Raw genomic sequence first — 19,690 nt, 5'->3', positions numbered from 1 at the left:
GATTAAGTATAATAAGAAAGTATCTTTTATGGCGCCGGTGGTGAAGTGGTTAACACATCAGGTTGTGGTCCTGACATTCGCGGGTTCAATTCCCGTTCGGCGCCCCATTTATAAAAAATAAGGCATGATTAAATCATGCTTTTTTATTTTAAATTATAAAGCCCACTGGAAAGAACAAAAACATTTGAATAACCCATTTTTTGATACTCTTTTGCAGTTAAACTACTTCGTTGTCCATAGTTACAAATAAAAATCAATTTTGAATTCTTGTCTGGAAAAGTTTTTGAAGCACTATTTATTACTTTGGGGTATGGTATGTTTATAGCACTATTAAAATAAAGCCCTGTTATTGTATCTTCACCTTGGGTTCTAACATCAACAACTGTGTATCCTTCTTTGACCAACGCATAAAACTCTTTGTTATTAATTGCAATACTTTTCATACATTATCCTATCTATAAATTATTATGATACTTATAAATAAAAAATGATATAAAATTAAATAAAAAGAAACGAGGTTTTTATGAAAAATATTTATATTTCAAATGATCATACAGCAGTTGAAATGAAATTAGCAATTAAAAAACATTTAGAATCACAAGGATATAAGGTTAAGGATTTAGGTAATAACGATGGTCAATCATGTAATTATGCTGATAATGGAGTTAAGTTAGCTCAGGCAGTTGTTAAAGATGCAAATAGTTACGGGATTGCTTTATGCGGAACTGGCATTGGTATTAGTATCGCAGCTAATAAGGTTAAGGGTGCAAGAGCTGGTTTAGTTTATGAAGTTCAAACAGCAGAATTAATAAGGTTACATAATGATGCTAATATTTTAGCAACAGGAGCAAGGTTAATAGCAATTGACAAAGCAATTTTAATTGTTGACACATTTTTAAATTCTAAATTTGAAGGTGGGAGACATCAAGAAAGAGTGGATATATTAAATGAAAAAAATTAATGAAAATATATTAAAATCTTTGAATAATGAGTTAAAAAGACAACAAAATCATATCGAGCTAATTGCTAGTGAAAATTATGTTAGTGAAGCTGTTTTAACTTTATCAGGAAGTATTTTAACTAATAAATATGCTGAAGGTTATCCAGGAAAAAGGTATTATGGAGGCTGTGAATTTATTGATGAAATTGAAAGTTTAGGAATTGAACTTGCTAAGAAAATATTTAAAGCAGATCATGCAAATTTACAACCACATTCAGGAAGTCAAGCTAATGAAGGTGTATATAGAGCCCTTTTAGAACATGGTGATAAAATTGTAGCTATGAGTCTAGACGCTGGTGGACACTTAACTCATGGATATCCAATTAACTTTTCAGGGAAACATTATGATTTCAAACATTATGGAGTTAATAAAGACACTGAAGAAATTGATTTTGATGAAGTTAGAAAAATTGTTTTACAACACAAACCAAAACTTATTGTAGCTGGGGCTAGTGCTTATTCTAAAATTATTGATTTTAAAAAATTTAAAGAAATAGCTGATGAGGTTGAAGCTTTATTAATGGTTGATATGGCTCATATAGCTGGTTTGGTTGCTGGTGGAGCTCACCCTAACCCAATGGAATATGCTGATGTAGTTACAACAACAACTCATAAAACTTTAAGAGGTGCTAGAGGTGGAATGATACTTTGTAAAAAATCTTTAGCTAAAAAAATTGATGCAGCTATATTTCCAGGAATTCAAGGTGGACCATTAGAAAATCAAATTGCAGGTAAAGTTCAAGCATTATATGAAGCTGATTCACAAGAATTTAAAGATTATGCAAAACAAATAGTTGTTAATGCACAGGCGTTTGCTAAAGCTTTACAAAAGGAAGGAATAAGACTTGTGGCTAATGGAACTGACAATCATTTAATTACAATTGATGTTAAATCAGGATTTGGGGTTACAGGAAAAGATGCTGAAAAAATACTAGAAAAAATAGGGATTGTAACAAATAAAAATATGATTCCATTTGATGCTGAAACACCTTTTGTCACAAGCGGTGTCAGAGTAGGAACACCAGCCATGACAACAAGAGGTTTTAAAGAAGCAGAGTTTGTTAAGGTAGCCTCAATTATTTCAAGATCATTAAAAAATCAATCTGAAGCAAATTTACTAGCACTTTCAAAAGAAGTATCAGATTTATGCGAAAAGTTTCCTATTTATAAAAATATTAAATATTAAATTTTAAACACAAAAATGTTTTAGCATTTATAATTATAAATAATTTAAGAAGGTTAGAGGAAAAAAATGGCATTTACAGAACTGAAACACCCGTTAATTATTGATAAATTAACAAGAATGAGAAAAATTGAAACTTCATCAAAAGATTTTAGACAAAATTTAAACGAAATTGCACAACTAATGGTTTATGAAATTTTTAGAGATATTAAATTAGTACCTATACAAATTCAAACGCCAATGGTTGAAACAACAGGTTATACTGTAGATAAACCTATTGTACTAGTGCCCATACTTAGAGCTGGAATTGGAATGTTAGATGGTATTCAAACTTTAATTCCAACTGCTAAAGTTGCTCATATAGGTTTGTACAGAGATGAAGAAACTTTAGAAATTCATCAATATTTTGCAAAAAAGACAGAAAATATTCAAGATAGTTATGTAATTATAGTAGATCCAATGTTAGCAACTGGTGGAAGTGCTATTAAAGCGATAGATATTGTTAAATCTTGAGGGGTAAAAGAAATTAAGTTTGTGTGCTTAGTGGCTGTTGAATATGGTATTGACAGAGTGTTAGAAAAACACGCTGATGTAGAAATTTATGCAGCATCAAAAGATAAAGAACTTAATGAAAAAGGTTATATAGTTCCAGGTCTTGGAGATGCTGGTGATAGAATATTTGGGACAAAATAAAATTCCAACAAAAAATCTTTAAATAGATTTTTTTTATTTTTCCCTTTTTTATTGTCTCTTTATATAGTAAGAGTAAAATATTATATAACGTGGTAGTAGGAAGGTCGCTATTTATTAAATGGAGTTAAAAAATAATTTTAAAAAGAATTGATTTTTAAACAATAAAATTTTATTGGGGCTATTAACTTATATAGTTTGCAGTAGTATGGTTCTTTTTATACTATGAGTAGCAAATGTTTTAAGTTATTCATGGTTATTAGGTTTGTTGTTATCTTTTACATCTGTGTTACTTGTTTTATGAATTGCTAAAAAATCATTTAATGTTATTGTAAGAACAGAAAATCACTTTTTATTTTATTTTTTATTTTTATTGAAAGTAGGAATTTATGCTACCCCGTTATTTATTGCTTTTTTAAATGTGAATTATATTTTTCACATAAATGGAGTTATGATCGGTTTTATTTCTTTGATATTCATCCCTTTCATTAATTTGCAAGTCAATAATAATTTAACAAATAAGGAGGTGTAGTTTTGTCAGAACTATTAGAAGGTTGAAAAGAATTTACTTCTCAGTTCACTGCCATATTTTTAACAACAATTGTTATATGTGCTATTTGTATTACATATAATGTTAAAGTTAAAGGTAAAAATAAATCAGATGAAATTTCAGGATATGTTATGATAGTTGATATGATTGTTTCTTCGACTGAAAATTTAGTTGTTTCAATAATGGGGAAAAAATATAGGTCTATAACCCCATACTTTTTATATATATTTTTTTATATATTTATAGGTTCGATGATTTCTTTGTTAGGTTTTGAATCGCCAACCACGTCATTAACTATTACATTTTCAATGGCTTTAGTTACATTTGTGATGATCTATTATTTTGGTATAAAATATCAAAGAGCAGCTTTTTTTAAAAAGTTTAAAAACCCATTAGAACTATTTACACAGTTTACACCTTTATTATCAATGTCATTTCGTCTTTTTGGTAATATTCTTGGTGGTTCAATTATTTTAGGATTAGTTTACGCGCTATTTATAGGTTTTCAAAGTAGTTGAAGTGGTGAAAGAATTGATGGACATTGACCATCATTTGGAATATGGAATGTAGCACCAAATAGTGATTATTGAACATATCAATATAAGTATTGATGATCAGGGGTAAATATTTTTACAAGTGTTATTACACCATTCCTTCATTTCTACTTTGATATATTTGATTCGATTATTCAATCAGTGGTGTTTATAATGTTAACTTTATCTTATTGAGCAGAAGCTATGAGTGAAGAAGAACAAGAATTGAAAAGTAAAAACCCGCATAGGGAAAAAAGAAAATTTCTCATTGCAGAAATTAAAAAAATTAAACAAAATAAACAAAAAATTAAAGGAGAAAAATGTTAAATTCATTTTATGTAACAAACGTTTTAACAGCATATGTATCTGTTATGACACAAATTTTACCAATAATATTAGCTGAAACAGTTAATATTGGTGATGGTCTAAAATACTTAGGAGCCGGAGTTGCTATTATGGGTGTAATTGGTGCTGGTATTGGGCAAGGTGCTATTGGGCAAGGTGCTTGTATGGCTATTGGAAGAAATCCAGAAATGGCTCCAAAAATTACTTCAACAATGATTATTGCTTGTGGTATCGCAGAGTCAGGTGCTATTTACGCATTAGTTATAGCGATTTTATTAATATTTGTTGCTTAGTTTAAGCAAATAGAAAGAAGGTCTTGAGAATAATGTTTATAGCAAATTCAGGGACTGCAGGAGTTCCAGATATAATTACTTCTTTATTTCCTAATCTTCCTAATTTTATTGCTCATGTGATAGCGACTATAATTTTAGTTGCTGTTATTTCTAAATTAATTTATAAACCTTTTAGAAAGGTAATAAAAGAAAGAAGAGCAAAAATTAATGAACTTTTAGCTGAAGCTGTTTATAAACAAACAGAAGCTAATGTTAATGCTAAAAAAAGTGAAGAAATTTTAGAAAACTCTAAAAAAGAATCTTCTTTAATTATTCAAGCATCTAAAATTGATGCTGATGTTCAAAAAACACAAATTATTCAAAATGCTCATAATCAAGCAGAAATAATTAAATTACAAGCTAACAAAGATATTGATCAAAAAAAATCTCAAATTGAATCAGAATTAAGAAACACAATTGTTGAAGTTGCTTTTAATGCAGCGGAACAAATTTTAAAAAAAGAAATTTCAAAAGATAGCAACAAAAAAATGATTGATGAATTCATTGAAGGGTTAGACAATTAATTATGGTTTTAAAAGAAAGCGTAATTGATAATTGAGCTTCAGCTTTAACTAAAATTGCAATAAAAGAAAATAAAGTTAATCTTTTTATTGAACAATCAAATGCATTGGTAGAAGTTTTAAAAAATAAAGATGATTTTTTTAAAATACTTACTTTTAAAACTTCGCATGATGAAGTTAAAAGGATAAATATTATTGAAGAAACTTTTGCTCAGTTTGATATAGATGAAGATATTTTAAATTCTTTTAAAATTCTTGTAAAATTGCAAGCCTTTTCAAGTGTTAGACAAATCTTAAAAAAATTAAGAAACAACTTATCAAGTCATAACAATATTGTTTTTGGGGTTATTTGATCAACAGAAAAAGTTATAGAAACACAAATTAAAATTATCGAAGAAAAAGTTTCAAAAAAATTAAATAAAAAAGTGAAATTAATTAATAAATTAGATGAAAAGCTGATTGGTGGAATTCAAGTTATTGTTCATCACAAAGTATTTGACGGTTCTGTTAAAGGTAAATTAGATGAAATGAAATATAAAGTATTGAAGAATGAAATGGAGGTAAATTAATGGCACTTAATATTAAAGAAATTTCTGAAGTTATTGAAAAACAAATCAAAAACTATGGAAAAGAAATTGTTGAAACTGAACAAGGCAGTGTTGTTACAATAGGAGATGGTGTATCTTTAATCTACGGACTTGATAAAGCTTTGATGGGTGAACTTATTATTTTCCCAAATGATGTTTATGGAATGGTTTTAAACTTAGAAGAAGGTGCTGTTGGTGCTGTTATTCTGGGTGATTACAAGCAAATCAAAGAAGGTGACATTGTAAAAAGAACTGGTAAAGTGGTTCAAACACCAGTTGGTGATGCTATGATTGGAAGAGTTATTAATTCTTTAGGGGAACCAATTGATAATAATGGAATTATTAAAACAAATAAATCTAAACCAGTTGAGAGAATTGCAACTGGAGTTATGGCTCGTAAATCTGTAAATCAACCTTTAGAAACAGGAATTCTTGCTATTGATGCTTCTATTCCAATTGGTAAAGGTCAACGTGAATTAATTATTGGGGATAGACAAACAGGAAAAACAACTGTTGCTATTGATGCAATCATCAATCAAAAAGGCAAAGATGTTAAATGTGTTTATGTGTCTATTGGGCAAAAAGATTCCACTATTGTACAAATAGTCGAAAAACTTAAAAAACATGGTGCAATGGATTATACTGTTGTTGTTAATGCTGGTGCTTCAGATTCAGCACCGCTACAATATTTAGCTCCTTATACTGGAGTTACTATTGCAGAAGAATGAATGGAAAATGGACAAGATGTTCTTATAGTTTATGATGATCTTTCAAAACATGCTGTTGCTTATAGAGAAATGTCACTTTTATTAAGAAGACCACCAGGAAGAGAAGCTTATCCTGGAGATGTATTTTATTTACACTCAAGATTATTAGAAAGAGCTGCAAGAGTAAATGAAAAATTTGGTGGTGGTTCAATTACTGCACTACCAATCATTGAAACTCAAGCATCTGATATTTCAGCATATATTCCAACTAATGTTATTTCAATTACAGATGGACAAATATTTTTGTCAAGTGATTTATTTATGGCAGGTGTTAGACCAGCTGTTAATATTGGCCCATCTGTGTCGAGAGTTGGTTCTTCAGCTCAAATAAAAGCAATGAGACAAGTATCAGGGACTTTAAAATTAGAGTTAGCTCAATATTATGAACTTGAAGCTTTTGCTAAGTTTGGTTCTGATTTGGATGAAGCTACTAGAACAACATTAGACCATGGAACACGAATTGTTAAAATGTTAATTCAAAAACAAAGTTCACCAATCGATCAAATTGACCAAGCCATAATTTTATTAGCTATTAAAGAGCATTTAATTAAATGAATTCCCTTAGAGAATATAAGAGAATTTAAAGACAGTATAATTACTTATTTTTCTAACGATAAAAAAGCATTTAAACTTAGATCTCAATTGCATGAAAAACAAGAGTGAAGTCAAGAACTAGAACACGCTGTTAAAGAAGAATTACAATCATTAATTATTAAATTTACAGCAAAACTAACAAATTATAATCATTTAATGTTTGGTAGTGATGAAGAATTTAAAGGGATGAAAAAATAATGCCAAATCTTAGCGCTTTAAAAAACGACATATTAAGTATTAAAAATACAGGTAAAATCACAAATGCAATGCAACTAGTAGCATCAGCTAAATTAAGAAAAATTGGCAAAAAAGTTTTAGATGTTCAAGAATATATGGATGATGTATATCGTGTTTTTAGTGATATAATTTCTAATTCTTCAACTGAATCTAAATTCTTAAGAAATGAAGAAATAGAAATTAAAAAAACCTTATGAGTAGTTATTAACTCAAATTTAGGTTTGTGTGGTGGTTACAATAATAATGTTAACAAATTGGTTATCAATGGTTTTAAACCTGAAGATCAAGTTTACACTATTGGAACAAAAGCTATATCAACTTATTCATCAAGAAAAATGAAAATTAAAAAATCTATCACAAATGTCGATATTGATTTTACAAATAGTCAAGCTAAAGAAATTGGTAATGATATATTAGCTTATTATTCTTCTGGTGAATTTAATGATGTTTGTATTGTTTATACAAAATTTATTAATAATGTCACTTTTGAACCAAGAATTTTAAAAATTTTTCCAATTATAAAATCAAAAGTGATTCAAACAGACAGCAAAAAAGTTAATTACACTTTTGAACCATCTGCTGGTGAAGTTTTTGACAGTGCGGTAAATATATATTTAAGCACAATGGTTTATGGGTGTGTAATTGAATCACAAGTTAGCGAACAAGCAAGTAGAAGAGTTTCAATGGAAAACGCAACAAATAATGGAAAAGAATTATCATTTAATTTAAGTATCAAATATAACAGAGAAAGACAAGCATCAATTACTCAAGAAATTTCTGAAATAGTTTCTGGGGCAAGTGCTTTACAAGATTAGGAGAAATACATGGCAAATAAAAAAATAGAAAAAACAACATTAAAAAATACTTCAGGATATGTTTTCCAAGTTTTGGGCCCTGTTGTTGATGTTAAATTTAATGAAGATAATATTCCAAGTATTTATGATGCTTTAATAGTTGATAATAATGGTGTAGAACTTTATTTAGAAGTAGAGCAGCATATTGGTGATGAAGTTGTTAGAACAATTGCTATGGGTCCAACTGAAGGTCTTGCAAAAGGCATTGAAGTAATTAATACTCAAAGTCCAATTTTAGCCCCAGTTGGTGAAGGTGTTTTAGGAAGAATGTTTAATGTTACTGGCCATGCTATTGATGAAAAGCCCGAATTTACTGGATCAAGAATGCCAATTCATAGAGCGGCCCCTGCTTATGAAGAATTAGTTACGAATGCTGAAATATTAGAAACTGGTATTAAAGTTATTGATTTAATTATTCCATTTGCAAAAGGTGGGAAAATAGGTTTATTTGGTGGTGCTGGAGTTGGTAAGACTGTGCTTATTCAAGAATTAATAAATAACATTGCCAAAGCTCACTCAGGTGTTTCTGTTTTTGCTGGGGTTGGTGAAAGAACTAGAGAAGGAAATGATCTTTATCATGAGTTTATTGAAGCTGGTGTTTTGGATAAAACAAGTTTAGTTTTTGGTCAAATGAATGAACCTCCTGGAGCACGTATGCGTGTTGCATTAACTGGTTTGACAATTGCTGAATACTTTAGAGATAAAAAAAATATGGATGTCTTATTATTCATTGATAACATTTTTAGATTTACTCAAGCAGGAAGTGAAGTTTCAGCTTTATTGGGACGTATGCCTTCAGCTGTTGGATATCAACCTACTTTATCAACTGAAATGGGTATGTTGCAAGAAAGAATTACATCAACTAACAAAGGTTCAATTACTTCTGTTCAAGCAGTTTATGTTCCAGCTGATGACTTAACTGACCCAGCTCCTGCTACAACATTTACTCACTTAGATGCAAAAATTGTTCTTGACCGTTCAATTGCTAGTTTAGGTATTTATCCTGCTGTTGATCCATTAACATCATCATCAAGAATGTTAGACCCAGAAATTATTGGAGAAGAGCATTATAATGTTGCTTTAAAAGTGCAATCTACTTTACAAAAATATGAAGAACTTCAATCAATCATTGCTATTTTAGGAATGGATGAATTAAGTGAAGAAGATAAATTAATTGTTAACCGAGCTAGAAGAGTTAAAAAATTCTTATCTCAGTCATTCTTTGTTGGTGAAAAATTTACTGGTAGACCAGGAACCTTTGTTAAAATTAGTGATACTGTAAGATCATTTAAAATGATTCTTGATGGTGAACTTGATCATATACCAGAAATGATGTTTATGTATAAAGGAACTGCAGAAGATGTTATTGCTGAGTTTGAAAAAAGCAAAGGGAAAGTTTAATTATTATGTTAATTAAATTAATAGTCAATACTCCTAATGGTAAATTCATCGATAATGAAGAAGTTGAAATTATCAATTTAAAAACAACTGATGGTGAAATTGGTGTATTAGCCAATATGGAACCCATGATTAGTGCTTTAAAAATTGGGAATATGAATTACAAAAAAAATGGCAAAATCAGATATATACATTTACACAGAGGGTTAGCAATCATTCAAAAAGATGAATGCAAAATAATTACTGAAAGACTTTATGAAGTTAACGAAAAAGGCGATCGCATTTAAAAAATACCACTAATTTGTAGTGGTATTTTTTAAAATCAACTTTAGTGTTTTAGAAAAGTCTTGCAGCCTTTAAAATGTCATCTCTTACCTTTTCAATATTTTTTAAAGAAGTTTGTTCATTATAAGGTGGCATGTCCATCATTTCATTAATAATTGGTACAGTCACTTTGGCACCTAAAAATTCTCAAATGTTTTTAACATAATCTGTAAAAGCTCCGTTTGGTGTATCTGTTCCACCTTTTGTTGCTAATAATTGAACATTTTCAATGTTTGACAACATACCAATAGCTTTTCCATCTTTTGACCCTTTATAAGTAAAAGAAAGATTAGCAACTGTAATATGGTCAATAAAGTTTTTTAATATTGCAGGGATGCTATAGTTAATCATAGAAAAATTTAAAATAATTTTATCAATTGTTTTTAATTGTTCTATAAACTTAAAAGAATCTTCTTGATTAAAAAAAGTTTGAATATTATTCCTTGTTAAAGTTTTTTGAGCCATTGATGTTTCATTCAAGTCTAAATATATAATTTGATCACCAGAATAAAGTTTTTTATATTCACTTACAAATAATTTTGACATTTCAAGTGAATCTGAATTATTTTCTTGCGAAACACTTGCGTTTATAACTAATATTTTTTTCATTTTTAATACTTTCTATTTTGTATTTTCTTCATACAAGTATATAATAATACAAAGTAAACAAAAATGTAAGTACACACTTTATTGTTATATACTTACCAAAAAGAAAGTAAAACCATGGAAAAATTCTGCCCTTTAGAATACACTTTACATTTTATTAAATCAAAATGGGTAATTTTAATAATAAGAGAATTAACTTTAGGAACTCAAAGGTTCAATGAATTAGAAAAGAAAATTGCTGGTATCAGTCAAAAGGTTTTGACTTCTAACTTGAGATTCTTAGAAGAAAATAATTTAGTTGAGCGTAAAGTATACCCAGTTGTACCACCTAAAGTAGAATATTCTTTAACTAATCTTGGAAAAAGTTTACAACCAATATTAGATCAAATGACTGAATGAGGAATTAAAAATATTAAAAAATAATTTATTTATAAGGAATCAAAAGTTATTTGTGTTGTAGACATTATAATTAAAAGAAAAGAAGAAAGAGGATTTTATGGAAAAAGTTTTATTTATTGGGCTAGGGCATATGGGTGCTTCACTAGTTAAGGGTGTTTTGCAAAATAACAAAGAAGATATAGAAGTTTATGGATTTGATGCAATTAAAGAGGTGCAACAAAAAGCTTTAAATGAAATTTCAAATCTTAAATCTATATCTGAAATATCAGATATTAAAAAACTTCAAATTAATTGTATAGTAATTGGGGTTAGACCAATTGATGTAAAAGAGCTTTGTGAACAAATCGATAATCTAAATTTGGCAAATATAACAGTTATTTGCATGGCCAATGCAGTTTCAATATCAGATTTACAAAAAAGTTTTCAAAAAAGTAAAACAATTAGCATAATAAGAATGATGCCAAATATGAATGCTTCAATTCAAAAATCAGTTACTGCATTGGCTACAAACAATGCTTCTGCAGATCAATTAGAATTTGCAAAAAATTTATTTAAAAATTGTGGAATAGTAGAAATTATTGATGAAAATAAGTTTGGTACTTTCACAGCGATTTCTGGTTGTTCGCCATCTTATGTGATATCTTTTTATAAAGCTATGACAGAATATGCAACTGAAAATGGTTTTTCAAAAGAACAATCTTTTGAAATAATTAAACAAACTATTATAGGAAGTATTTTAAATGTATCTGATCCCAAATTAGATTTAAGAAAGAAAATAGATCAGATTTGTGTTCCTGGTGGTTCAACAATTGAAGGTCAAAAAATACTTGATAGTGAAAAATTTGAAAAAATAGTTAAAAAAGCTTTAAAAGCAGCTGATCAAAAAGCAAAAAAATTATAAAACATTTTAAGGTTTTAAATAAATGAATATACAGACCAATAAAATTAGGCGGATAACAGGTAAATTTATTTTAATAAAAAAGATAATTTTATTATTAAAATTTTGATTTAAAACTTGCTAAGTAGGAAATCAAGCTAGTTTTTAAGAAATATATTATTGATCTAAAATAAAATTCATTATTTTTTATAATTACTCTATTTTTTAATTCATAATTTATTATATAAAGACAGGAGAAAAGATGACACCACATATTAAAGCAAAAAAAGAAGACATTGCAAAGTTTGTGCTTATGCCAGGAGACCCATTAAGAGCTAAGGTTATTGCTGAAAAATTTTTACAAGATGTCAGATTAGTAAATGATGTAAGAAACATGTTTATGTATACAGGATATTATAAAGGAATAAGAATAACTGTTGCGGGAAGTGGTATGGGTTGCCCAAGCATTGGAATATATTCTTATGAACTATATAAATTTTATGATGTTGATGCAATTATAAGAATTGGATCTGCTGGAAGTTATAAAGCTGATATTGATTTATATTCTATTTATAATGTTAAAGAAGCTTATAGTGAAAGCACATATGCAAAAGTTGCTGCAGGTATTGATAGTGAAGTAATTGAAGCTTCAAGAAATTTATTTGAAACTATCAATGAAACAGCTGAAGAAAAAGGTCAAAAAATATTATCTGGAAGAATTCATTCATCTGATGTATTTTATAGAGAAGATAGTTCTTTAGAGTTCACTATTAAACATAACCTTGATGTTGTTGAAATGGAATCATTTGCGCTCTTTACAAATGCTATTACAACTAAAAAAATGGCAGCATGTTTACTAACTGTATCTGATAACTTGATTACACACAAAGAAACAAGCGCTGATGATCGCCAAAACAATTTTATGGGAATGGTTGAATTAGCTTTAGAATCGGTTTTAAAATTAAAATAAATTTATTTGTAGAACCATTAATTTTGGTGTGAATATAATCTCCTAAGTATAGTATTTCAAGAATAAAAATATATTCTTGCTAATATTTTAACTAAAGGAGATTTTTTTATAGACAATATTAAATGTAAAAAATCAAATATTAAATCCTTTGAAGAAAAAATGCAAATTATTAATGATCGCTATAAGATTTAATTAACTTTTAGATTGTTGGCTATTAAAATATTTTTTCGTTATTGTACTGTTAGAAGATGGTGTTCAGATTAAAAAATAAACAGAAAAAACTACATTTATAAAATTACTAATAGGAAAGGTCGAAATAATGAGATTAAAGAATTGTGCTGCGAGAAAAACTCTTTAGAGCACAAAAATCATGAAATAGTGAGATTAAAAAATAAAGTAAGAGAGATTAAGGTGAAACTTTTTTTAGCAGTTGAAAAAATGAATGATTGCAAAATTTTCAAACTGAAAACTTTGAATCTATTAGGAATAAAGATTTTTAATATACAGACTATTATAACTTTAAAAGAATAAAAATAAAAAACACTCCATAAAACTATGAAGTGCTTTCTAGTAATTCAATAATTTAAACTACCTTTTTAAATTGACAAACTGCAAATCTTATGATTTAAGTATTACATAAGTTCTACAGTTGTAATGATTATAATTAATATTAATAAAGTATTTAAAAATTTTTATAATTCTAAATTATTCTGATTTTTCTGATTCTCTGGGTATATTACATATCACTGTACATTTAAGAGAAATTCAGAAACTTTCGATATCAGTTTGAATTAAAGAGTTATTAGGATCAATACCGTTAAAAAACTCATAATTATTTAAATCAAGAACATTATTCATATTATCCCCCCTTTCTTAGTAGATATTATAATACTTTTTAAAATATAATTCATATTATGGTATAAAATATAAAAAAGGAATTTATGAAAACACATTCTTATGAAAAAATTTTAAATAAATTTAATATAAATTATACGGAAGATTTATTTTACTTTAAATCTTGCTGTATTGATGATAAAAAAATATAATAATGGGATGAAAAATTCATATTTCTAGTGATATTTTATCTTCAAATTATTTATGTGAGACAATAATTCGATATTGTAAAATTAATTCATTAAATTTTAAAATTTTAAAAAATTCAGAAATTCTCTTAAATTCATTAAGTAAAAAAAGTAGGCAAGAGCAATTAGGAAAATTTATAACTATTTATTTCAATTCAAAAAAATCTTTTATTAATAACATTGAAAATATTTATATCTTAATAGATTCTAAAAAGGCTAATGGACCATACATTTATACAGACAAAAGATATAAAGATTCTAAAGTAATATATTATAGATTTGGAGCTATTTATCCAAGAATTTTATTAAATGAATTTGGAGATCCTTATTTTTATTATAAAAAAAATAAAATACTATTAAATTCTGAAAATTATTACAAAGTATTTGAAAAAGATAAAAAGCTTGATGAGTTGTTTTTAAAATACAATAAATACGAATTCAAAAAAATCAATAAACTTTATAAAATTATTTCAATTTTACATAAGTCAAGTACGGGGAATATATATTTAGGCGAGTTTAATAATCAAAAAATTATTGTAAAGGAATACAGACCATATACTAATATTGATTCTAACAATCGTGATTCTATTTTCTTCGCCAAAAATTCAATAAAAATAAGAGAAAAAATTAAAAATTTGACTGCAATTCCTAAATTAATTGATTATTTTTGAGAATGAGAAAATTTCTTTATAGTTGAAGAATACATTGAAGCCAAAAAATTAAGTAATGTTATAAATCACAGAAACTGTTTTTTTAAAAACTTTAATTCAATTTTATATATCGACACATATAATTATAAAAAATTTGCTCTTCAAATTTTTCTTCAAATTTTTTTAATTTATCAAGAAATGCGCAAAAATAAAATATTTCATGGAGATTTTAGTCTTGAAAATATTTTATTAAACAGTAAAAATAATGTTTATCTAATAGATTTTGACCATGCATATTTTAAAAATGAAAAGAAAAAACATTTCACAATATACGGTAATTATTCTAATTACAAAATTGGCTTGAATAAAAACAATAGAGATTTGTATTCGTTGGGTTGCATATTCGTTAATATGTTTAAAAATAAGAGTTCATATTTAAAAAATAAATCTTCTTCTAAAAAAATAATTTCAGATATAATCAATGATTTTGATTTTTCAAAAAATATTCAAAAAATAATATTAAATTTGGTTATTAAATCTAAAGCAAAATTAAAAAAAGTACATAAGATTTTAGAAGAAGAATTACAAAATATGGATATTTTTTACTTACTTCAAAATAAAATTGAATTTTATGAAAAAAACATAAAACTCACTACTTTAAATAAAAGACACACTCTCTTATTTAAAGCAATTACAGGCAATCTCAATATACAAAAAGAGGAAAACGTTTTCGACATTATATTAAAAATAACTAATAACTTCTCTATAAATAAAAATTTTTTATTTAGTAACATAAATTTTTTAGAAAAATATGAAAAATGCAGCATAAAAAAAATAATAAGTGTATCTTCTGAAAAAGATATTCTTTTACTTGGTTGCATATTATGCTTTCATTATTTAAAAATAAAAGAAAACACAAATTTTTTAAAAAATTGAATATTTGAAAGTTTTGATAAAATTGTGTTTTTCAATCAAAGTCAAAATCACGAAAATAATATTAAAATAAATCATTTATTTTATTTAAAAATGATGTTTTTAAATTTATATTATAAAATAGAACCAAAAGAACAGGTATTTAAATATATTGAAATATATGTAGATATTATTTTGCAGAAGACAGTAAAATACAACCATCTCTATCTTATTAGAGACGGTTTATATTTAAAACCGGGACTTTTTGAAGGTATGTCAGGTTTCGTTTTAAATTTTAATTTCTTTCCTTCAAAAATAATTGAAAATAATAAGACAAAGTTTGATCAAATTTTAAAATGTTCTTTAATTATAAATTCAAATTCAAGTTCTTTATCGAATGGCTTAGCGGGTTTTGCATTAGCAAACACAATATTAAACAAAAATAATAATACTGATTATTTAATTAAAATTATCAAAGAAATTGAATTAATGGAGATAAAGAATAAAAATTTTATTTATTTTTTAAATAAAGATAAATCAGTTTATTCTAATGATTTTTCATTCGGAACTTTAGGAGTTTTATTTTCTTTGAAAATGATATTAATTTTTATAAAAATAGAATTAAAAATATAAAATAAGTAGCAGTTGTTGAAGGGTATTATATTTTGATGATTTTGTAAAATGTAGTATGCTGTTTATGTTTTAAAACTGCAAAAAATCTATTTAATAATAGATTTCCAACATTTCATTTTTTTAAAGTCTATAATACTTTAAAAGGAAGATTATTATGAAAAAATATAAAGTTATTTTATCATTTGTTATTTTTTTAGCTTTTTGTGAAGGTTTTTTGATGGTGATTTCATCATATTCAACTTCTTTTATTGGCAATTCTTTAGAAAAAGAAACTCCATTTGTTCAAATTATAATTATTCTATCCATTATAGTAGCTCTTACTTTAATTTATTACTTTTTTACGATGATGAACGGTTACTTTCAGCAAAGATTATGAAAACGTTTAATTTTTAATTACAAAATGAGAATAAATCATTATTTAGTAAATAATTCTACTGAATTATTAAGAACTGATAAAGTCCAAGATTTTGAAGCTGTTTTTCTTAATGATGCTGAAATCATTAGAGAAAACCGATACGCCATAGCAATCAATTTTTTTAGTTTATCAATTGAAATGATCACAGCCATTGGGATTATCATCTATAATATTTTAACTAAAAAAGATTTTATTTATTTGTGAGTTGTTTTAATTGTAGTGGTTATTAGTTTACTTATTTTTTTAAATTATAATTTTTGAAATAAAAAACTAAGAAAAAACCAGGAAAATTTTTCTCAAAATAATCATTTATATAATAAAAATTTAAATTCTATTCTTCATGGGTATCAGATTATTTTTGGAAATAATTTAATCAATTTATTCAAAGATAAAATGAATAAAGTTAATACAGATTATGAAACTAAGGATTTTACTAATCAATATCAAAAAAATATTTTAAATACACTTTTAAAGTTAGGTAATTATTTTTCAACAATATTAATAACAATTATAACTATTTATCTTTGAATAAAAAATATCATAACTTTAGGTGAAAGTATCGCAATAAGTTCATTATCGATAAATTTAATTAATTCAATTGTAAGTTTTTTACAAAATTTGGCAGTTTTTAATTCAACTAAAAATATTTTTAATAAATATAATGATAAAAATCATAATCTTGAGTTCAACTTTGAATCCGAACAAGTTCAAACGATTGAATTTGAAAACGTTCAAATAAAATATGGTGATAAAGTTGTTATTAAAAACTTTAATCAAAAATTTGAACTTAATCAAAAATATTTATTAAGTGGGCCTAGTGGAACAGGCAAAAGTACATTAGTTAAAAGCCTAATTCAATTAACTCAAATAAGTGAGGGTAACATTAAAATCAATGGCAAAACCATAGATGATAAAAACTTACCAAATTTAAAAAACCAAATAGCATATATTGATCAAAATACCTATCTTTTTGATGATTCAGTGGCTTTTAATATTGCTTTAGATGAAGAATATGATGTAAACAAAATTAATCAAATTCTCGATTTAATCAAATTACCACAACTAAAAATTACTGCTAAAAATGATCAAATCAATTTAGGTGGAGAAAATGATAAGTTATCTGGGGGTGAAAAACAGCGAATTGGTTTAGCAAGAGCTTTGTATACTGATAAACCCATTTGAATAATTGATGAAAACACCTCAAATTTAGATAAATTAAATAAAGAGATAATTGAAAAGATTATTTTAACTCAAAGAAATAAAATGATTATTATGATTAGCCACGATTTATTAAAAGAAAATTATCAATATTTGGACCATGAAATTAAACTAAATACCAATTAGAAAGGAAATTTATGAAAAAATTTAAAATATTAGTATTTTTTACTGCTTTACTTATTATTTTTCAAAGTACAGTATATTTATTTTTATCATTTATCATTTCTTTTTTAGGTAAAACAAACTCTGATTTGATAAAAACAGTTTTAATTTTAGCAATTTATCCAATTTTATGAATTGTGTGGTTATCTTCTAAAATTCTGCAAGACTATTTAAAAAATAAATGTTTAAAATTAATGATGCTAAATTATAAAAGTAAAATTACCACTTATATAGTTAATCATTCATTTCAAGATTTTGAAGATATGAAATTCAATGAATATAAATCTAATTTTATGAATGATGCGAAAATGATAAGAATTCGATATTCTATTTATTTTGTATTAATTGAAAATACAATAACTATTCTTGTAGCAGCAGGGATGTTAATTTATATCTCCCCAATTTTATTTGGAGCTAGTTTTGGGTTTAGCATAATTACTTTACTTATTTCAATTTATGCAGGAACAATGTTAATGAGGTGAGTTGAAAAAATATCACTTAATAATGCTAGCTATGTTCATAAATTAAATAACTTATTAAAAGGCTTCCAATTAATGTTTTCTAATTCTAAAATCAAAATATTTCAAAAAAAATTAGATAATTTTAATGATGAATTTGAAACAAACCACGCTAAATTTATTTGTAAACAATTTAAATGGTCAATTCCTTTTGGGTTAAATAATCGCTTAAGTTGATGTATATGTTTAATTTTAAATGCTTATTTATTATATTCAAAACAAATAACTGCTGCAGAATTTATTGCTGTCATTCCAATTTTTACTAATTTCAATAATGAGTTAATTGGAGTTTTTGAATCAACAGCTAACTTGTTTTCAACTAATTCAATTAATCGAAAATTCAATTTAGAAAATGAGTTGAATATTTCTAGTGGTAATCAATTTAAAAAGGTTGAAGAAGTTAGTTTGCAAGGTATTAGTATTAGTTATAATGAAAAACCAATTATTAACAATTTATCATGTGATTTTAAAGCTAACCAAAAATATTTATTGAGCGGAAAATCAGGGGCTGGAAAAACCACACTAATAAAAACAATTGTTGGTTTTAAAAATATTAATCAAGGAGTCATTTTAGTTAACAATCAAATCATTGATAATAAAAATTTTTATGATTTTAAAAATCACATCAGTTATGTTGAACAAAATACATACTTATTTGATGATACTGTTGGTTTTAATATAGCTTTGAGCGATCATTATGATATAGACAGGATTAATGCAATTTTAAAATTAATTCAATTGGATTCTATTGCTAATTTTGATCACAGCACAATTATTGGTGGGGATAGTGATAAAATTTCTGGTGGTCAAAAACAACGAATTGGTTTAGCTAGAGCATTATATTTAAATCGTCAAATATGATTGATTGATGAAACTACTTCTAATCTTGACAAAGAAAATAAATATATTATTGAAAATATCATTTTAAATCAAAAAGATAAAATTGTTGTTATGATAAGTCATAATTTAAGCAAAGAAAATCAAAGTAAAATTAATCAAATAATCACAATATAATTTCAAATGCAAAAAACTTGAGCGAACTGTCTGTTTTTCTCAAGTTTTTAAATGACATCATTGGCTTTTATTTTTCAACATATTTTTTAGAAGCTTGAAGTAAGACTGTCATGACAAACATCAATTTCACCTGAACAACTTCTCAAATTAACTTCATAAAACAATTATATATTTTTAACTATTGTTTATCTTCACTAATTTAATTTACACACTAAATAAAAAAGTCAAAAAAATAATATTTATGCACCCTTATTATTATATTATTACTCATTTTATTTTAATTTGTGATAATATTTAAAAAATTAGATGTGGAGGAATA

Annotated in this window: 21 protein-coding genes and 1 tRNA gene; 19 read left to right on the top strand and 3 right to left on the bottom strand. The window is 25.9% G+C overall.

What is annotated here, in order from left to right; genetic code table 4:
* The first annotated feature begins 31 nt into the window (after positions 1 to 31).
* A tRNA-His gene (locus tag MCORR_RS01110) sits at positions 32 to 107 on the top strand.
* A 36-nt stretch (positions 108 to 143) separates the two neighbouring features.
* Here the strand turns inward: MCORR_RS01110 and MCORR_RS01105 are convergent.
* Positions 144 to 443 (bottom strand): rhodanese-like domain-containing protein, encoded by a 300-nt coding sequence (locus MCORR_RS01105; protein ID WP_104205963.1) that lies wholly within the window; start codon positions 441 to 443, stop codon positions 144 to 146.
* 80 nt (positions 444 to 523) lie between these two features.
* Between MCORR_RS01105 and rpiB the strand changes: the two genes are divergently transcribed.
* From rpiB to MCORR_RS01045, 12 genes are all read left to right on the top strand, one after another.
* Complete coding sequence (gene rpiB / locus MCORR_RS01100; protein ID WP_104205964.1) at positions 524 to 961, top strand: ribose 5-phosphate isomerase B; 438 nt, start codon at positions 524 to 526, stop codon at positions 959 to 961.
* Positions 948 to 2,186, top strand: coding sequence for a serine hydroxymethyltransferase (glyA, locus tag MCORR_RS01095; RefSeq protein WP_104207769.1), 1,239 nt, complete (start codon positions 948 to 950; stop codon positions 2,184 to 2,186). Before rpiB ends, glyA begins: the two co-directional genes overlap by 14 nt.
* Before the next feature lie 66 nt (positions 2,187 to 2,252).
* A complete protein-coding gene (gene upp / locus MCORR_RS01090; protein ID WP_104205966.1) occupies positions 2,253 to 2,876 on the top strand; it encodes a uracil phosphoribosyltransferase in 624 nt (207 codons plus the stop codon).
* 118 nt (positions 2,877 to 2,994) lie between these two features.
* Complete coding sequence (locus tag MCORR_RS03990) at positions 2,995 to 3,405, top strand: MG406 family protein (RefSeq protein WP_104207768.1); 411 nt, start codon at positions 2,995 to 2,997, stop codon at positions 3,403 to 3,405.
* 2 nt (positions 3,406 to 3,407) lie between these two features.
* Positions 3,408 to 4,283, top strand: coding sequence for a F0F1 ATP synthase subunit A (locus tag MCORR_RS01080; RefSeq protein ID WP_104207767.1), 876 nt, complete (start codon positions 3,408 to 3,410; stop codon positions 4,281 to 4,283).
* Positions 4,277 to 4,594: an ATP synthase F0 subunit C gene (gene atpE / locus MCORR_RS01075; RefSeq protein ID WP_104207766.1), complete on the top strand. Its 318-nt coding sequence runs from the start codon at positions 4,277 to 4,279 to the stop codon at positions 4,592 to 4,594. Before MCORR_RS01080 ends, atpE begins: the two co-directional genes overlap by 7 nt.
* A gap of 32 nt (positions 4,595 to 4,626) precedes the next feature.
* Positions 4,627 to 5,157 carry a F0F1 ATP synthase subunit B gene (gene atpF, locus MCORR_RS01070; protein ID WP_181021199.1) on the top strand — a complete coding sequence of 177 codons (531 nt, stop codon included), beginning with the start codon at positions 4,627 to 4,629 and terminating at the stop codon, positions 5,155 to 5,157.
* A 2-nt stretch (positions 5,158 to 5,159) separates the two neighbouring features.
* Positions 5,160 to 5,723, top strand: a complete 564-nt coding sequence (locus tag MCORR_RS01065; protein ID WP_104207765.1) for a F0F1 ATP synthase subunit delta — start codon at positions 5,160 to 5,162, stop codon at positions 5,721 to 5,723.
* Positions 5,723 to 7,300 (top strand): F0F1 ATP synthase subunit alpha, encoded by a 1,578-nt coding sequence (atpA, locus tag MCORR_RS01060; RefSeq protein WP_104207764.1) that lies wholly within the window; start codon positions 5,723 to 5,725, stop codon positions 7,298 to 7,300. Before MCORR_RS01065 ends, atpA begins: the two co-directional genes overlap by 1 nt.
* Complete coding sequence (gene atpG / locus MCORR_RS01055; RefSeq protein WP_104207763.1) at positions 7,300 to 8,154, top strand: ATP synthase F1 subunit gamma; 855 nt, start codon at positions 7,300 to 7,302, stop codon at positions 8,152 to 8,154. The genes atpA and atpG overlap by 1 nt, the downstream gene beginning before the upstream one ends.
* A gap of 9 nt (positions 8,155 to 8,163) precedes the next feature.
* Positions 8,164 to 9,594: a F0F1 ATP synthase subunit beta gene (atpD, locus tag MCORR_RS01050; RefSeq protein WP_104207762.1), complete on the top strand. Its 1,431-nt coding sequence runs from the start codon at positions 8,164 to 8,166 to the stop codon at positions 9,592 to 9,594.
* A gap of 5 nt (positions 9,595 to 9,599) precedes the next feature.
* Entirely contained in the window at positions 9,600 to 9,878 is a 279-nt protein-coding gene (locus MCORR_RS01045) for a hypothetical protein (protein ID WP_104205974.1), read from the top strand.
* Between the two features lie 49 nt (positions 9,879 to 9,927).
* On the opposite strand, the gene MCORR_RS01040 is transcribed toward MCORR_RS01045, so the two are convergent.
* Positions 9,928 to 10,524 (bottom strand): FMN-dependent NADH-azoreductase, encoded by a 597-nt coding sequence (locus MCORR_RS01040; protein ID WP_104207761.1) that lies wholly within the window; start codon positions 10,522 to 10,524, stop codon positions 9,928 to 9,930.
* A 114-nt stretch (positions 10,525 to 10,638) separates the two neighbouring features.
* Between MCORR_RS01040 and MCORR_RS01035 the strand changes: the two genes are divergently transcribed.
* The 3 genes from MCORR_RS01035 to deoD all read left to right on the top strand — a co-directional run bounded on the left by MCORR_RS01035 (position 10,639) and on the right by deoD (position 12,767).
* Positions 10,639 to 10,944 (top strand): winged helix-turn-helix transcriptional regulator, encoded by a 306-nt coding sequence (locus MCORR_RS01035; protein ID WP_104207760.1) that lies wholly within the window; start codon positions 10,639 to 10,641, stop codon positions 10,942 to 10,944.
* A 73-nt stretch (positions 10,945 to 11,017) separates the two neighbouring features.
* Positions 11,018 to 11,821, top strand: coding sequence for a pyrroline-5-carboxylate reductase family protein (locus MCORR_RS01030; RefSeq protein ID WP_104205977.1), 804 nt, complete (start codon positions 11,018 to 11,020; stop codon positions 11,819 to 11,821).
* Positions 11,822 to 12,059: 238 nt separating this feature from the next.
* Positions 12,060 to 12,767, top strand: a complete 708-nt coding sequence (gene deoD / locus MCORR_RS01025) for a purine-nucleoside phosphorylase (RefSeq protein WP_104205978.1) — start codon at positions 12,060 to 12,062, stop codon at positions 12,765 to 12,767.
* 705 nt (positions 12,768 to 13,472) lie between these two features.
* Here the strand turns inward: deoD and MCORR_RS03755 are convergent.
* Positions 13,473 to 13,625, bottom strand: a complete 153-nt coding sequence (locus tag MCORR_RS03755) for a hypothetical protein (protein WP_181021198.1) — start codon at positions 13,623 to 13,625, stop codon at positions 13,473 to 13,475.
* A gap of 190 nt (positions 13,626 to 13,815) precedes the next feature.
* Here MCORR_RS03755 and MCORR_RS01020 point away from each other — a divergent pair, with 190 nt between their 5' ends.
* The 3 genes from MCORR_RS01020 to MCORR_RS01010 all read left to right on the top strand — a co-directional run bounded on the left by MCORR_RS01020 (position 13,816) and on the right by MCORR_RS01010 (position 19,371).
* Positions 13,816 to 16,044: a class III lanthionine synthetase LanKC N-terminal domain-containing protein gene (locus MCORR_RS01020; protein ID WP_104207759.1), complete on the top strand. Its 2,229-nt coding sequence runs from the start codon at positions 13,816 to 13,818 to the stop codon at positions 16,042 to 16,044.
* A 154-nt stretch (positions 16,045 to 16,198) separates the two neighbouring features.
* Complete coding sequence (locus tag MCORR_RS01015) at positions 16,199 to 17,803, top strand: ABC transporter ATP-binding protein (protein WP_104205981.1); 1,605 nt, start codon at positions 16,199 to 16,201, stop codon at positions 17,801 to 17,803.
* A gap of 11 nt (positions 17,804 to 17,814) precedes the next feature.
* A complete protein-coding gene (locus tag MCORR_RS01010) occupies positions 17,815 to 19,371 on the top strand; it encodes an ATP-binding cassette domain-containing protein (protein ID WP_104207758.1) in 1,557 nt (518 codons plus the stop codon).
* Positions 19,372 to 19,690 lie beyond the last annotated feature (319 nt).

The organism is Mesoplasma corruscae (genome assembly GCF_002930145.1).
Classification (GTDB): Bacteria; Bacillota_I; Bacilli_A; order Mycoplasmatales; family Mycoplasmataceae; genus Entomoplasma; species Entomoplasma ellychniae.
Note: the sequence above shows the minus strand (reverse complement) of the source record. Positions and strands in the feature narration are given on the sequence as shown.